The 15847-nt window shown below is 74.0% G+C and carries 13 protein-coding genes; 9 read left to right on the top strand and 4 right to left on the bottom strand.

Going from position 1 to position 15847, the window contains the following annotated elements:
• Nucleotides 1-35: 35 nt before the first annotated feature.
• From ACFWBF_RS04695 to ACFWBF_RS04655, 9 genes are all read left to right on the top strand, one after another.
• Nucleotides 36-440, top strand: a complete 405-nt coding sequence (locus ACFWBF_RS04695) for a hypothetical protein (RefSeq protein ID WP_385595123.1) — start codon at nt 36-38, stop codon at nt 438-440.
• A gap of 5 nt (nt 441-445) precedes the next feature.
• A complete protein-coding gene (locus tag ACFWBF_RS04690; protein WP_385595267.1) occupies nt 446-1630 on the top strand; it encodes an MFS transporter in 1185 nt (394 codons plus the stop codon).
• A 5-nt stretch (nt 1631-1635) separates the two neighbouring features.
• Complete coding sequence (locus tag ACFWBF_RS04685) at nt 1636-2448, top strand: HAD family hydrolase (protein ID WP_385595121.1); 813 nt, start codon at nt 1636-1638, stop codon at nt 2446-2448.
• A gap of 44 nt (nt 2449-2492) precedes the next feature.
• Nucleotides 2493-4457: an alpha/beta hydrolase family protein gene (locus ACFWBF_RS04680; RefSeq protein ID WP_385595119.1), complete on the top strand. Its 1965-nt coding sequence runs from the start codon at nt 2493-2495 to the stop codon at nt 4455-4457.
• Between the two features lie 106 nt (nt 4458-4563).
• A complete protein-coding gene (locus ACFWBF_RS04675; RefSeq protein WP_385595116.1) occupies nt 4564-5535 on the top strand; it encodes a phosphoribosylaminoimidazolesuccinocarboxamide synthase in 972 nt (323 codons plus the stop codon).
• Entirely contained in the window at nt 5532-6563 is a 1032-nt protein-coding gene (locus tag ACFWBF_RS04670; RefSeq protein ID WP_385595114.1) for a beta-ribofuranosylaminobenzene 5'-phosphate synthase family protein, read from the top strand. Before ACFWBF_RS04675 ends, ACFWBF_RS04670 begins: the two co-directional genes overlap by 4 nt.
• Nucleotides 6560-7984, top strand: coding sequence for an adenylosuccinate lyase (gene purB / locus ACFWBF_RS04665; protein ID WP_385595111.1), 1425 nt, complete (start codon nt 6560-6562; stop codon nt 7982-7984). The genes ACFWBF_RS04670 and purB overlap by 4 nt, the downstream gene beginning before the upstream one ends.
• A gap of 121 nt (nt 7985-8105) precedes the next feature.
• Entirely contained in the window at nt 8106-9728 is a 1623-nt protein-coding gene (locus ACFWBF_RS04660) for an FAD-dependent oxidoreductase (protein WP_385595108.1), read from the top strand.
• Nucleotides 9725-10867: an NAD(P)/FAD-dependent oxidoreductase gene (locus ACFWBF_RS04655; protein ID WP_385595105.1), complete on the top strand. Its 1143-nt coding sequence runs from the start codon at nt 9725-9727 to the stop codon at nt 10865-10867. The genes ACFWBF_RS04660 and ACFWBF_RS04655 overlap by 4 nt, the downstream gene beginning before the upstream one ends.
• Nucleotides 10868-10926: 59 nt before the next feature.
• On the opposite strand, the gene ACFWBF_RS04650 is transcribed toward ACFWBF_RS04655, so the two are convergent.
• The 4 genes from ACFWBF_RS04650 to ACFWBF_RS04635 form a co-directional block, all read right to left on the bottom strand.
• A complete protein-coding gene (locus ACFWBF_RS04650; protein ID WP_385595103.1) occupies nt 10927-12078 on the bottom strand; it encodes an amidohydrolase family protein in 1152 nt (383 codons plus the stop codon).
• 22 nt (nt 12079-12100) lie between these two features.
• Nucleotides 12101-13483: an NtaA/DmoA family FMN-dependent monooxygenase gene (locus ACFWBF_RS04645; protein ID WP_385595099.1), complete on the bottom strand. Its 1383-nt coding sequence runs from the start codon at nt 13481-13483 to the stop codon at nt 12101-12103.
• A gap of 4 nt (nt 13484-13487) precedes the next feature.
• Nucleotides 13488-14516 (bottom strand): LLM class flavin-dependent oxidoreductase, encoded by a 1029-nt coding sequence (locus ACFWBF_RS04640; RefSeq protein ID WP_385595096.1) that lies wholly within the window; start codon nt 14514-14516, stop codon nt 13488-13490.
• A gap of 190 nt (nt 14517-14706) precedes the next feature.
• Nucleotides 14707-15837 carry a transposase domain-containing protein gene (locus ACFWBF_RS04635; protein ID WP_385595093.1) on the bottom strand — a complete coding sequence of 377 codons (1131 nt, stop codon included), beginning with the start codon at nt 15835-15837 and terminating at the stop codon, nt 14707-14709.
• Nucleotides 15838-15847: the final 10 nt, after the last annotated feature.

The raw sequence follows: 15847 nt of genomic DNA, 5'->3' as shown, positions 1-15847 counted from the left end.
CAGAAGTTCATCTGCTACCTGATGGGAGCGTTCTGATGGCGCCGCAAAGCTTCGTCACCGAGTGGAACGCGGTCACCGGTGTGCTGGAGGCCGAACTGGCCTCCGTGCCCGTGCGGTCCGGATCCTGTGGATGCGGATCGTCGGAAGACAACTCCGTCGACTTCCAGGCGGTCGCGGCGGTGAGCTTCACCTCCGACGGCGGTGTCTGCGCGGTCAACGTGCCGGACATCCCCGACCACGTCCTGCCCGCCATCCCGCCGGCCAGCGGCGAGGAGACGGTGGGACTGGCCTGGCTGGACAGCGGATGGCTGTGGATCCCGCTCAGCCACGAGCAGGTCGCGCGCAGGCGCTCGGGCCTCGCGCACGTCGAACTGCGCCTGAACGAGGTCGGCGTAACGGGCCTGGTTCTGCGCTTCGTTGATCAGGAGATGACAACTTGAGCTATGTGGCACTGCTGCGCAGACCGTCCGTTCCGCACGCCTTGGGCGGCTCGCTGATCGGACGGCTGCCGACCGCGATGACCGCCCTCGCCATGACGCTCACCCTGCGCGCGCACGACGCGGACTTCCGCTTCGTCGGGCTCGCGACCGCGGTGCTCGCCGTGGCGGGGGCGGTCGGGGGGCCCGTGCTCGGGCGCATGGTGGACCGCTGGGGCCAGAGAGACGTCTTGGTCACCTCCGCCGTGCTGTCCAGCTGCGGCACCGTGCTGATCGCACTCGGGCCCTCGAACCGGGCGGTGGTCCTGGCCGGCGCGGTGCTGGCCGGGGCGGCTACACCGCCGCTGGAGCCGTGCCTGCGTACCCTGTGGCCGCGCCTGGTCGGCCAGGAGAACCTCCAACGGGCCTTCTCCATGGACGCCGCCGCGCAGGAACTCGTCTTCATCGGCGGACCGTTGATCGTCTCGGCAGCGGTGGCGCTCGGCAGCCCGCAAGCCGCGGTGCTGCTGTCCGCGGCCCTGTGTCTGGTCGGCACCCTGATCATGGCGAGCTCGCGCCCCTCCCGGGAGTGGCGCGGACAGCCCGGCACCCGCGACTGGCTCGGCCCCCTGCGCAGCCGCGCCCTGGTCATGCTCTTCCTCGGCCTGGCCGGGGCCGGCGCGGCCATCGGCGGGCTGAACATCGTGGCCGTGGCCTACGCCGAGCGCGAGCACGTCGCGGGCGGGGCCGGCACGCTCCTCGCGCTGTCGGCCGTCGGGGCGCTCATCGGCGCGGTGGCCTACGGCCGGCGCGAGTGGCCGATGGCCCCGACGGCGCAGGCCGTGCTCTACGGCGGCGGGCTCACGGTGACGTACCTGCTCGTCGCCACCATGGCCCCGGCGGGGGTGATGGCCCTCGTCTGCCTGTCGACCGGCCTGTTCCTGTCCCCGCTGCTGGTGGTGTCCTTCACGCTGGTCGACGCGCTGGCCCCGGAGGGCACGGTCACCGAGGCCTTCGCCTGGCTGATCACGCTGCTCACCACGGGCACCGCCCTCGGCTCGGCCCTCGCGGGCCTGGTGCTGGAGGTCTACAGCCCCGGCCCGGCCGCCGCGGCGACCGCGGTGTGCTGCCTGCTGGGCACCGGGTTCCTGGCCCTGTGCCACCGGCTCCCCGAGAGCCGCAAGCCCGCCGAGGCCGCCCCGGCGGCAGGGTGAGCGCGGTGACGGGCCGCGGCCGCCACCGGCTCCTCGCCTGTGACCTCGACGGAACGCTGCTCGACTCGGGCGGCCGGGTCACGGACGCCGTGTCCGCCGCACTGCTGCGGGCACGGGACGCGGGCCTCGCCCTCGCCGTCATCACGGCCCGGCCGCGCCGCGACGTGGCGCGGGCGGTGTCCTCCCGGGTGCCCGGGTCGGCGTACTGGGCGTACAGCAACGGGGCGGTGATCCACGGTCCGGGAGCCGCCGCCCCGCGGCGGCTGGTCGGGTTCGGGCCCGAGGAGGCACGGCGGCTCGTGGCGGCCGTGGAGGGGGCCGCCGCCGGCTGGTCCTGCGCGCTGGACCTCCTGGACCGCACCGTGACGATCGACCCCTTCCCGCAGGAGGCCTCGCGGCACTGGAACCACGTCGAGCGCCGTGACGCGCAGGCGACCGGGCTGCTCCTGGAGCAGCCCGTGCCGAAGGTGCTCGTGCACACGGGCACGGTCTGTGACGCGGCAGTCGTGGAGCGGGTCCAGCGCGTGGTCGGCGCCGCGGCGGTGGCCACCGCCTCGGGAGGGGCGTTCGTCGAGCTCGTCCCGCCCGGCACCGGAAAATCCGAGGCGCTCAAGTGGATCTGCGCGGAGCTGGCGCTGGAACCGCCGGCCGCGGTGGCCGTGGGAGACGGCCTCAACGACCTGACGATGCTGCGACTGGCCGGCCTCGGGGCCGCACCGGCGAACGCGCCCGCGCAGGTGCGGCTCGCCGCGGACCTCGTCCTGCCGTCCAACGACGAGGACGCGGTCGCCGCGCTCGTCGCCCTGCTGCTCGACTGAGTCCGCGCACCGCAACACACCGAAACACATCCAGGGGTGAAGGCATGCTGCACGACGATCCGTTACAGGAGCCGTACGGGAGCTGGCGCTCGGCGCTCGGCGCCCGCGACGTGGCCCGCGGTGCGACCCTGCCGGAGTGGCTGGACTTCGTGGGTGGCGAGGTCTGGTGGACCGAGCCCCTGGCCCACGACGGCGGACGGGGCGCCCTGATGCGGCGGGGCCCGGACGGCTCCCCCCAGGAGGTGCTGCCGCCGGGCTGGGACGTGCGCAGCCGCCTCAATGAGTACGGGGCCCGGCCCTGGCTCCCGCTGTCCGGCCACCTCGGCGACGGCATCGTCTTCACCCACTGGGCCGACCAGCGCGTGTACCGGTGGTGGCCGGGCACCCGCCCCGAGCCGCTGAGCCCGCCGGCCGATCCGGAAGGGGCGTACCGCTACGGGGACTTCGCCGCCTTCGCCGCGGAGGTCTGGTGCCTGCGCGAGGTCCGGGGCGGCCTCCGCGAGCTGGTGGCCCTGCCGCTCGACGGCAGCGCCGCCGAGGACCCCGGCTGCGTACGGGTGCTGGCGGCGAGCCACGCCTTCATGACCGGCCCGCGGATCGAGCCGGGCGGCCGTCGCGTCGCCTGGCTCGGCTGGAACCACCCCGACATGCCCTGGGACAGCTCCGAGCTCATGGTCGCGGAGATCTCGCCGGAGGGCCTGCTCGGCCCGCCGGTGCGGGCCGCCGGAGGCACCGGGCAGGCGGTCGCCCAGGCGGAGTGGGCCACCGACGGCTCGGGCCGGCTGCTGGCGGTCACCGACCCGGACGGCTGGTGGAACCTCCACGAGGTCACCGCCGGCGGGGACGCCGAGAACCTCTGCCCCCGGGAGGAGGAGTTCGGCGAGGCGCTGTGGCGGATCGGCACCCGCTGGTTCCTGCCCCTGCGCGACGGGAGCACCGCGGTCACCCACGGCGCCGGAAGCCGCCGGCTCGGGCTCCTCGGCCCGGGCGGCGAACTCACCGCCCTCGGCACCGACGGGCCCGGCACCGACGGGCCGCGCGCCGAGTGCCCCTACACGGAGTGGACTTCGCCCGCCACCGACGGCCGCCGGATCGCCGCCGTGGCGGCCGGTCCCGGGCACCGGCCCACCGTGGTGCTGGTGGACCCGGCCGACGGCAGCATCGAGACCCTGCGCGCACCCGCCCACGAGCACCACGAGCTCGCGCCCGCCCCCTTCCGGCGGACCTACCGGGGCCCCGGCGGCGAGGAGGTGCACGCGCACGTCTACCCGCCGCACCACCCGGCGTACCGCGCCCCCGAGGGAGAGCTGCCCCCGTACGTGGTGCTGGCGCACGGCGGTCCCACCAACCGCACCCACATGACCCCGCACCCGCACATCGCGTACTTCACCAGCCGCGGCATCGGCGTCCTGGACGTCCAGTACGGCGGCTCCACCGGCTACGGCAGGGCGTACCGGGAGCGGCTGCGCGGCGGCTGGGGCGTGGTCGACGTACGCGACTGCGCGACGGCGGCCCGCGGGCTGGCGGCCGAAGGGCTCGCCGACCCGCTGCGGATCGCGATCCGCGGGGCGAGCGCGGGCGGCTGGACCGCCGCGGCCTCGCTCATCGCCGAGCCCGGGCTGTACCGGGCCGCCGCGATCCACTTCCCGGTGCTGGACGCGGACACCTGGCAGCGCACGACCCACGACTTCGAGTCCCGGTACGCCCAGACGCTGATCGGCCCGTGGCCCGAGAGCCGCGAACTGTACGAGCGGCGCTCCCCGCTGCACGGCGCCGCCCGCATCCGGGCCCCGTTCGCACTGTTCCAGGGCACGCAGGACGCGATCTGCCCGCCGAGCCAGGCCGAGCTGCTGCTGGCGCGGCTGAAGGACTCCGACGTGGCCTACACGTACGAGGCCTTCGAGGGCGAGGGGCACGGCTTCCGCAAGGCGGAGACGGTGCGGCGGACCCTGCGCACCGAGCTGGAGCTGTACGGCAGGGCCTTCGGGTTCGAGCCCGCGCCGGAGTGACGGCGGGGCGCGGCGGACGGAGTTGTCACATCCCGAGGGCCGAGATCGTCTTCAACTCTGGGAGCCACCGTGCCGCTTGTGGGGCGCAATCCAGAGAGAAGAGTCGATGAAGCGCTGGTCCACGAAGGATCTGTACACACTGACACCGCCCGCGGACGGCCGGCCCGGTGATGGGATCCTGACGTTCACGGATCGATACTCCGTCTTCGATTTCGGCGTCATGCCCGACGAGATACCGGGCAAGGGCAAGGCCTCCTGCGCCATGGCGGTCCGGTCGTTCGGGCTGATGGCCGATGCCGGGATCAGCACGCACTTCGTCGAGCAGGTCTCCGACAACGCCATCCGCATCAAGCTCCTCGACATCGACTTCGAGGGCCGCCGGGCGAGGACGGGGCCGGGCGGCATGATCCCGCTCCAGGTCGTCTACCGGGGCGCGCTGCCCCGGGAGTCCTCGGTGCACCGGCGGGTCGCGGCCGGGCGCCTGGACCCGGCGCTGGTGCCGGGCCGCCGCGAGCCCGGTTCCCCGTGGCTGGCGGAGGTGATGGTCGAGTTCACCACGAAGTTCGAGGAGACCGACCGCTTCGTCACCCGCGAGGAGGCCGCGGCCGTCGGCCGCGTCGGCCTGGAGGACATCGCCCGGATCGAGAAGCTGACGCAGGCGCTGGCCCCGGTCCTCACGGCGCACTGCGAGTCGGTCGGCATGGAACTCGTCGACGGCAAGGCCGAGTACGGGTTCGACGCCGACGGCGAGCTGATGGTCATCGACCACGCCGGCACCCCGGACGAGAACCGCTTCTACCACGACGGCGTACCGGTCTGTAAGGAGCTCCTGCGCCACCTCCACCCGGGTCTGCGCGAGCTCGTCCAGCAGAACATCCGCGCGGGGCTGCCGCGCGACCGGTGGGCGCCGCCGGCGCCGCTGGGATCCGCCGCGGTGGCCGCGACCAGCGAGGTGTACGCGGCGCTGACCGTGCTGTGGACCGCTCCGTCCGACGCCGCGCGCGAGCGGCTGTCGGCCGCGGTACGGGACTTCGTGGCGGCCACCGGGGCCACCCTCGGCGAGCGGACCGGGCTGTGACGGCGCGCGGCGGCGTGCGGGTGTCCGCCCCGGCCCGCCTGAGCTTCACCCTCATCAGCCTGGACGGCACCTCGATGCGCCGCAACGGCATCGCCGCCATGGCCGTGGACCGCCCCGGACTGACGGCCGAGGTGCGGGCCGCCGCCGACGGGACCACCGTGGTGAGCGGCACGGCCGAGGAGACCACCCGGGAGGTGACCGCGGCCGTCGAGACCCTGCGCGGGCTCTGGGACGGCCCCGCGGCCCGCGTGGACGTCACCGAACCGCTGCCCCAGCACAGCGGGTTCGGTTCGAAGACCAACACGCTGCTCGCCATCGGGCACGCGTACGGGCGGCTGTGCGGGCAGAAGACCGATCTGCGGGAGCTCGCGCAGATCCTCGGCCGTGGCCGGACCTCGGGGGCGAGCACCGGCCTCGCCGAGTACGGCGGTTTCCTCGTGGACGGCGGGCACCGCAACCCGCCGGAGTTCGCCCGGGCGCCGCAGGACTTCCTGCGCCCGAGCCGGTTCGCCCGCGAGGTCGCGCCGCCGAAGCCCGTGGTGAGGCTCGACTTCCCCGACTGGCCGGTCCTCGTCCTGCTCACCAACGGCCGCCACCTGGGCGGCCAAGAGGAACTGGACTGGTTCCAGAAGGTCACCCCGATCCCCCCGCAGGAGTCCTGGCGCACCTCGCACCTGGTCTTCATGGGGCTCGCCCCGGCGGTCCTGGAGCAGGACTACGAAGCCTTCTGCGCGGCGGTCGACGAGATCACCTTCACCGGCCACTTCAAGCAGGCGCAGATCGCGTTCCAGGGCGAGGCGGTGACGAGCGTGCTGGAGGCGGGGCGCGCGGAGCCCTCGGTCGACGCGATCGCGCTCAGCGTGACCGGCCCGGCCTGCTTCGCCTTCACGCAGCGGCCGGAGGCGGCCTCCGTATGGGCCGAGGAGCTGCGTCGCCGCGGTCTGATCAGGGACTTCTGGTTCACCAAGGCGAACAACGACGGAATCAGCACCACTGACATCGATCCGACTCGGAAAGCAGTGCGATGAACGCGAACATCCCGGATGTACTGGCGGCCCGCTACGCCTCGCAGGAACTGGTCGAACTCTGGTCGCACGAGCACAAGATCGTGCTGGAGCGCCGGCTGTGGCTGGCGGTGCTCACCGCGCAGCGGGAGCTGGGCATCGACGTGCCCGCGCAGGCGATAGCCGACTACGAGCGGGTCGTCGACGAGATCGACCTGGACTCCATCGCCGAGCGGGAGCAGGTCACCCGCCACGACGTGAAGGCCCGGATCGAGGAGTTCAACGCCCTCGCGGGCCACGAGCACATCCACAAGGGCATGACCTCGCGCGATCTGACCGAGAACGTCGAGCAGCTCCAGATCCGCGACAGCCTCGTGCTGGTGCGGGACCGGGCCGTCGCCGTGCTCACGCGGCTCGGCCGGCTGGCCGCGCAGCACTCGGACCAGGTCATGGCGGCCCGTTCGCACAATGTGGCGGCGCAGACCACGACGCTGGGCAAGCGCTTCGCCACCGTGGCGGAAGAGGTGCTGGTGGCCTTCGGGCGGCTGGACGAGCTGATCGGCCGCTACCCGATGCGGGGCATCAAGGGCCCGGTCGGCACCGCGCAGGACATGCTCGACCTGCTCGGCGGTGACCGCGGCCGGCTGGCGGAGCTGGAGGACCGCATCGCGGCGCACCTCGGCTTCGCCCACCGCTTCACCAGCGTGGGTCAGGTCTACCCGCGCTCGCTGGACTACGAGGTGCTGAGCCTGCTGGTGCAGCTGGCTGCCGGCCCCTCCTCGCTGGCCCGCTCGATCCGGCTGATGGCCGGCGACGAGCTGGTCACCGAGGGCTTCGCGGAGGGCCAGGTCGGGTCCTCGGCCATGCCGCACAAGATGAACTCCCGTTCGTGCGAGCGGATCAACGGGCTGATGATCGTCCTGCGCGGTTTCGCGTCGATGGCCGCCGAGCTGTCGGGCGACCAGTGGAACGAGGGCGACGTGTCCTGCTCGGTGGTGCGCCGGGTCGCGCTGCCCGACGCGTTCTTCGCCCTGGACGGGATGCTGGAGACCCTGCTGACGGTGCTGGACGAGTTCGAGGTCTTCCCGTCGATGATCGAGGCGGAGCTGGAGCGGTACCTGCCCTTCCTGGCGACGACGAAGATGCTGATGGCGGCCGTGCGCCGGGGCGTGGGCCGGGAGGCCGCCCACGAGGTCATCAAGGAGCACGCGGTCGGCTCGGCCCTCGACATGCGTTCCGACGGCGCCGACAACCGCCTGCTGGACCGTCTCGCGGCGGACGAGCGCTTCCCCCTGGACCGTGCGGAGCTCGACGAACTGCTGGCCGACCGCATCGGGTTCACGGGGGCGGCGGCCGAGCAGGTCGCGGCGCTCGTGGCGAGGATCGACGCGGTCGCGGGCCGCTACCCGGACGGCGTGGGCTACAAGCCCGGCCGGCTGCTCTGAGCCCGTCGTCCCGCGGCGCGGCCCCGGCGTCCGTCATAGCGCCGGGTCCGCGCCGCCGGGCGGCTTTCCGTTCACCGTCATCTGCTCCTCCACCACCGGGAATTCGAGGGAATTGGCTTCCGTGCGAGACCACGAAATCGACACCATTGTGATCGGCTCCGGCGGCGCCGGACTGCTCGCGGCGTGCAGGGCCGCGGACGGCGGACGGCGGGTGCTCGTCCTTGAGCGCACGCCGGTGCTGGGCGGTACGACCGCCGTATCGGGCGGCATGGTCTGGGTTCCGAACAGCTCCGTGATGCGCGAGCACGGCATGCCCGACTCTCCCGAGGACGCCCTGCGCTACCTGGAGCTCGTCACCGAGGGCGCCGTCGAGCCGTGGCGCCTGGAGCAGTACGTCGAGACCGCCCCGGAGGTGGTCGACTACCTGCACGCCGAGACTCCGGTGCGGTTCTTCCCCATCGACCGGCCCGACTACCACTCGGACTGGCCGGGCGCCCGCGACGTGGGCCGCACCCTGGACAACGTCCCCTTCCCGACCGCCGACCGGCCGGGCCTGGTGGAGCGGATCCGGCGCGGCAGCCATTTCGACGCCGTCACCTACGACGAACGCCACCGCTGGCACTCCCCGGAGCTCTACGACCACGAGCTCGTCGCCCGCCGCAAGGCCGAGGGCGTGCTGACCGTCGGCGCCGCGCTGGTGGCGGGCCTCGTCGCGGCCTGCGACGAGCGCGGGGTGGCCTTCGAGACCGGCGTACGGGTCCGCGGACTGCTGATCGAGGACGGCAGGGTGGCGGGGGTCCGGGCGCAGACCCCCCAAGGCCCGGTCGAGTACCGGGCGAGCGCCGGCGTGGTCCTGGCCAGCGGCGGCTTCGAGTGGGACGAGCGGCTCAAGCGGGCACACCTCGGCGTGGCCGGCACCCGCCCGGTCAGCCCGCCGTGGAATCACGGCGACGGGCTGCTGATGGCCCTGGAGGCCGGGGCCGCGGTGGACGGCATGTCGCAGGCCTGGTGGGTCCCCACGGTGAGCGCGCCCGGCGCCGAGTACGACGGCTCGCAGCTCACCCGGCACCTGGTGGGCGAGCGCTGCCTGCCCGGGTCGGTCATCGTGAACCGGCGGGGCCGCCGGTTCGTCAACGAGGCCGTCAACTACAACGACGTCACCAAGGCCTTCCTGACCTTCGACCCCACCCGGCACGAGTACCCGAACGCCCCCGCCTGGCTGGTCTTCGACGAGGCGTTCCGCCGGCGCTACCCGATCACCTCCGTGCAGCCCTCGGACCCCGTACCGGACTGGTACGAGCGCGGGGACTCGCCCGCCGAGCTGGCCCGGCGCCTGGGCGTCGACGAGGAGGGGCTGACCGCCACCCTCGCGGCCTTCAACCTGCACGCGGCCCGCGGCGAGGATCCCGAGTTCGGGCGCGGCACCACCAGTCACGACCGCTACTACGGGGACGAGCGGCACGGCCCGAACCCCTGCCTGGCCCCGCTGGAGCAGGCGCCGTTCTACGCCGTCCGGGTCGAGCCCGGCATGCTCGGAACCAAGGGCGGCGTGGTCACCGACGCCGGCGGCCGGGTGCTGCGGCACGACGACACCCCGATCCCGGGCCTGTACGCCTGCGGCAACGTCTCGGCGGCGCCGATGGGCCCGGGCTACCCCGGCTCCGGCGGCACCCTCGGGCCCGCGCTGGTCGGCGGCTACCTGTGCGGGACCGCCCTCGGCAAGAACGGCGAGGTGGCGCGATGAGGGCCGTGGTGGTCGGCGCCGGCTCGATCGGCGGCTGCGTGGCCCTGAACCTCGCCGAACAGGGTGTCTCCGTGGTCCTGGTGGACGGCCAGGACCCTGCTACGGGCCTGTCCGCGCACGGCTTCGGCTGGGTGAACGCCGTGGACAACGGGTCCGACGCCTACTTCGCCCTCACCGCGGAGAGCCTGGACGCCCACGAGCGGCTCGCCGCCCGGACCGAGGGCGAGCCGTGGCTGTTCCGGCGCGGCAACCTGCACTGGGCGGACTCGGCCGCCGGAGCCGACCGCCTGGCCGCCGTCGCCGCCGGCTACCGCGAACGGAACTATCCCGTCGAGGAGTTCGACGCCGAGCGCGCGGTGCGCGAACTCCAGCCGGGGCTCGCCCTGGACGCCTTGCACGGGGCGCTCCTCTACTACCCGGCCGACGCGCACGTGATCAGCGACCGGTTCGTGGCCGCCGTGCAGGCGCGCTGCCGCCGCGCGGGCGTGGAGATCCGTACGGGCGACCCGGTCGCGGGCTTCGTCGGCGCGGACCCGGTGCGCGGAGTCGTACTGGCCTCCGGGGAGCGGATCGAGGCGGACGCCGTCGTCACCTGCGCCGGGCGCGGCACCCGTGAACTCCTCGCCCGGGTGGGCGCCGACGTACCGCTGGTGGAGCCGGGGGACGAGGGCACGCTCACCCTGGGCCTGCTGGTCCGCACCTCCGCGGTGCGGGCGCCGGCGCCGGTGGAGCGCGTACTGCACGCCCCGGACCTGAGCATCCGGCCGCACAGCGGCGGCCGGCTGGTGCTGCACTGCCACGACGTGGACGAGGAACTGGTGCCGGGCCGCGGCGACCTGGCCGAACAGGGCCGAAGCGCGGCACTGCGCGTGCTGGAGCGGCTGGACGAGGTGCTGCCCGGCGCCGGCGCGGGGGTCGGGGTGGAGTCCGCGTACGTCGGCGTACGGCCGATGCCCGCGGACGGGATGAGCGTGCTCGGCTGGGTGCCGGGGGTCGGCTCGCTGTACGTGGTCGTCACGCACAGCGGCCTGACCCTGGCGCCCGTCCTGGGGGAGATCGTCGCCCGGGAGGTGCTGGGCGAACCGTCGCCGCTGGCGGCGGCCTTCCGGCCCGAGCGGTTCGCCGCCCGGCTCGCGTAGGACGAGACGAAGGGAAGGGGCTCGGCGCGGTCGCCGAGCCCCTTCCCGCCGCTGCCCGGTTACCGGTCCAGCGTCGCCGGACGCGTGGCGCCCGGGGTGTTGCGGCTGGCCAGGAAGCGCGGCACGCCGTCCGTGACGACCGCCGAGATGCCGGGGATGTCACCGATGGACATGGCCTCCAGCGCGGTGGTGGCCGCCGAGCCCCTGGGCGCGTCCAGGACGACGAGGTCGGCTTCGGCACCGACCCGCAGCCGCCCGGCGGGCAGCCCCCAGACCTCCGCCACGTTCCCGGTGGCCAGGGCCCAGGCCTGGGCGGGCTGCACCGGGGACAGCGCGGACAGTTCCACGACCGTCTTCAGTACGGCCAACGGCATCACGCCGAACCCCGAAGGGGTGTCGGAGCCGACCACGATCCGGGCCAGGGCGCCGGCTTCCGCGGCCCGCCGCACGATGTCCAGGCCCGCCCTGAGGTTGCCGGCCTGGACGATCTGCAGGGCCATGCCGCTCTCGGTCAGCAGCCGCTCCACGTCGGCCGCGGGCAGGGAGGTCGGGCCGCCGTTGGCATGGCCGCACACGTGCGGGTCGAGGGCCAGCAGGTCCTCGGCGCGCAGGGAGGCGGAGCCCGCGGCGCTGGCGCCTCCGGCGTGGCACATGACGACCAGCCCGTGCTCCTTGGCCCAGCGGATCTGGTCGACGCCGTCCAGCGCCTTCTCGTACGCGCCGAAGCCGAACTTGGCGAGCCACACCCCGCAGCGGGCGAGGTGGGCGAAGTCCTCCGCCGTCAGGGTCGGTTCCAGCAGTACGTTGCCCGCGTGGACCCGCATCCCGCCGGGCCGGTAGCGGTCGAAGCTCGCCCGGGCCGCCACCGCGAGCGCCTTGACGCCCTCGCGGTCGCGCGGCCGGCCGGGCACGTGCACCTCGCCCGCGGAGATCGTCCGGGTGATCCCGCCGTGGACGTACCCCTCCAGGTAGTCCACGGCCTTCTGGCGCGGTGAGTAGTCGCCGAAGGTGACGTGCCCGTGCGAGTCGATGAGGCCGGGGGCCACGGTGGCCCCGGAGGCGTTCAGCACCCGGTCGGCCGAGGCGATCTCGTCGGCCAGGTCCCGGGAGCGGCCGACGGCGGTGATGATCCCGTCGGCGCACAGCACCGTGTCGGCGTCTTCGATCAGGGGGTTCGCGAGGTCGCCGGAGACCAGGGTCCCGGCTCCCACGACGGCCAGTGTGCCCACTGCTTCACCCTTCCTTCGGCTGTGACGGAAGCGGCCGCACGGGCGGAACCGGCAGTCCGAGGTGGTCGCGCAGCGTGCGGCCGCCGTAGTCCTTGCGGTAGAGCCCGCGCCGCTGGAGCTCGGGCACCACCAGTTCGGTGAAGGTGGTGACCGCCCCCGGCACGTACGCCGGATAGATGTTGAAGCCGTCGGCGGCGCCGCCCTCGAACCACTCCTGGATCATGTCGGCGACCTCGTCCGGGTTGCCGACGACCGTGTGCGAGAGCTCGGCGGGCGTGGCGTGCACCAAGTCCCCGTAGGTGATCCGGCGCGGGCCGTCGATGGTGCGCCGCGTCAGGCGGGTGATCTCGGCCAGCCTGCGCGCACCCTCCTCGGACACCGCGGCGAGCGTCTCGGCCGGGACCTCCGCCGTCAGGTCGGCGCCCGTCAGGTCCACCCCGAACACGCGGCCCGCGGAGCTGAGGTTGCGCCGGTGGCCCTCGCCGATGCCGCCCTTGCGGACCAGCTCGCCGGGCTCCTCCTCGGGGTCGAGCACGAGCAGCGAGTTGAGCAGGTCGTAGAGCGCGACCGCCTCCTCGGTGGTCGGCGCGACGACGGGGGTCAGCCCCGGCAGGATGGTGACCTGGTCCTCCCGGCCGTGGCGGGCGGCGCGGGCCTTGATGTCGGCGTAGTACTCCTTGCGCAGCTCCAGCGTCGGCTGCGGTCCGGCGAAGACGATGTCGGCCTCGCGGGCGCCCAGTTCGCGGGACTGGTCGGAGGTGCCCGCGTTGAACAGCACCACCTGCCCCTGCGGGGGCCTGGCCACGTCGAGCGGTCCGTCCACCGAGAAGTACGTGCCGCGGTGCCCGACGGGCCGGGGCGCGCCGCCCTGCGCGTCGGCGCCGCTGTCCCACAGGTCGCGTACGACCTGGACGCACTCCTCGGCCCACTCGTAGCGCTTGGCCGTGTCCCAGTGGGTGTCGCGGCCGAAGTTGTACGCGGCGGCCGCGTCGGCGCCGGTGACCAGGTTCCACGCGGCCCGGCCGTCGCTGACGTGGTCGAGGGAGGCCATCAGGCGGGCGATGGAGTACGGGTCGGAGTACGTCGGGTTGGCGGTGACCACGATGCCGATGCGCGAGGTGGCGGCGGCGATGGCGGTGGCGGTGACGTAGGGCTCCAGGCGGGATATCTGGGCCGGGTTGCTGTGCTGGAGGGCCGGGTCGCTCGCGAGGCGGTCGCCGAGGAACACGAAGTCGAACTTGGCCCGTTCGGCCTGCGCGGAGACTTCCTGGATGAGGGCGATGTCGTAGGCGGCGTCGGCCCGCGCGTCCGGGTGGCGCCAGCCCGCGGCGTGCGTACCGGTGGCCCAGAACATCAGGCCGAGGTGCAGCTCTCGTTCGAATGTCATGTCGTCAGCCTCTTTCCGCGATGCGGTTCGCGGGCCTGCTCAGCCCGAAGTGCCCGCGCAGCGTCGTCGCCGTGTACGCCGCCTTGAACCGGCCTGCTGCGCGCAGCCGCGGCAGCACGGTGTCGGTGAACGCGTCCATGGAGTCAGAGTCGGGCAGCGGGAAGCGCAGGGTGAACCCGTCCACCACGCCCTGGTCGAACCAGGAGCCGAGCCGCTGCGCGATCTGCCCGGCGTCGCCGACGAGCACCGCGTGGTCCGCACCGGATCGGGGCGCGCCGGCCCGGGCGTGCAGCTCGCGGGCGAGTGCCTCGGAACCGGCGGTGAAGGGCGTGACGATCCCGAGCCGGGGTCGGCCGCTGCCGTCGGCGGGCGCGGCGGAGTCCGGGTTCCCCACGGTCAGTACGTCGGCGGCGGGCGAGACCAGCGGGTCGGCGGCCGGGGCCAGGACGACGGGGCGGCCCTGCGGCGGGCGGATGACGTTGAGGGGTCCGCGGACCTGGAGCGCCGGTCCCTCGTGGTTCAGGGCGTGGATGCGGGCGCTGTCGATGAAGCGCCCGGTGGCTTTGTCGTGGACGAAGGCCCCGTCCTCCCAGGTGTCCCAGAGGCCCTGGACGAGGGGGACGAACTCGCGGGCGCGGGCGTCGCGTCCGGCCGCGGGGTCGACCCCTTCGCGGCGGTGGTTGGCGTCGGCGGGCCCGTCGGGGCCGGTGATCACCTGCCAGCCGGCGCGGCCGGCGCTGATGTGGTCGAGGGAGGCGACCATGCGGGACAGGTTGTAGGGCTCGTGGTAGTCGGTCGCGGCGTTCATGACCAGGCCGATGCGGCTGGTGGAGACCGCCAGCAGGGACGCGGCGACGACCGAGGCGGGCGCTGCGGCGCCGGCCGGGCGGGCGGCGGGCCGGTCACCGAGGACCAGGTGGCCGATCCCGGCGGCCTCGGCCTTGCGGGCCGCCGCGACGAGTAAGCGGGTGGGGTCGGCGAGACCCGCGTCGGGCAGCTCGTAACCGAGGAGCATTCCCGTGCTTGCGGTCACGAGCGTCGTCCCTGGCGGTTCCGGGGGGAGCGATGGCTCACGTGGTGCCTCCGATGACATGGGAGATCAGACAGGCAGGGGATCGTTGAAGAGGGCCGCGGATTCCGCGTAACGGCTCAATGCCGGCCGGAGGTTGGTGCTCCGTTGCGCGGCAGAACTCGTTGGGAAGCTAACACGATCTTCGATCGGCCTACAAGCAGTCCGGCGCGATCATGCGCACCGTGCGGACCAGCGCGGCGAGTTCCGCCGCGGCGCGGCCGTCCAGGTCCCGGGGGTCGACGAGCAGGCCGCGCACGGCGTGGTGCATCAGCAGCATCGCCCAGATCTCCTGCTCGACGAGCTCCGGGCTGCGCGAGCGCAGCACGTCGATCGGGGAGGGCCCGCCCGGGGCGAGGTCCCCGAGCGTGTCGGTCAGCCGCCACCGCGTGTGGTGGGCGTGGATCAGCCGGGTCGCCGCCGCGTCCGCGGGGGCCAGGACGCTGGTGATCAGCCGGTCCACCGCGCCGCCGCAGTCGGCGTACGTGATCACGCGCACCGGCACCGGCGGCTCGGCCCCGGCGCCCGGGCCCGGCTCCGCGAGCCGGGACAGGTAGCTGCCGTCGGGCAGGACGCGGTCCACCGGCAGCTTCCAGTCGGGCCCGGCCCGCCAGAGCAGGTCCGCGCCGGCCGCGGCGGCCCGGCGCCACAGCTCCACCGACAGCGTGTCCAGTTCGGCGAGCAGCAGCGCGCCCTTGCCCAGCGACCGCAGGAGGTCCCGGGCGGGCCCGCCCTCGCCGGCCGACGGCGCTGTCAGGGCCGCGTCGAGGACGGCCTGCGTGCCGCAGTGCCCGAGCGCGGTCACCCGTACCCGGGGGCAGGCTCCGAAGTGTTCCCGGTTGGCGGTGGTGTCGGGCAGGCCGAGGGTGAGGGTGTCGAGCGCGATCGGCTCCAGGGCGCCGGGGAGCGCCAGCCCGGCGACGGTCGGCGCGACCGCGCGGAAGAGCAGGCGCAGCGGGGCGGGACCCAGCCGCTGCCGGGCCTGGGTGAGGGCGGAGGGCGAGGGCATCCGCCAGTCGTCCGCCCAGTGGTGCTTGCGGGAGAGGCCCAGCATGAGCCGGCGCATGACCTCCTCGTAGCCGGACGAGGGGTACATCCACATGGCCAGTGCGTGATAGACCATCGTGCGCGCCGACAGGGACCGGGAGCGCTGTTCGGTGCGACCGGCCGCCGCGACGGCCTCGTCCACGAGTGAGGGCGGAAAGGCCCAGGTCAGAATGCCGGCGGCAATTCCGTATGCCAGTCGGCCGGATCCGTCCGAGGCCACTTGACCAGCGCGTGCCATCTCGGGCCTC

It is taken from the genome of Streptomyces sp. NPDC060028, assembly GCF_042736725.1.
GTDB lineage: Bacteria > Actinomycetota > Actinomycetes > Streptomycetales > Streptomycetaceae > Streptomyces.
The sequence above is the reverse complement of the archived record's forward strand: the minus strand, read 5'-3'. Positions and strand labels throughout refer to the sequence as shown.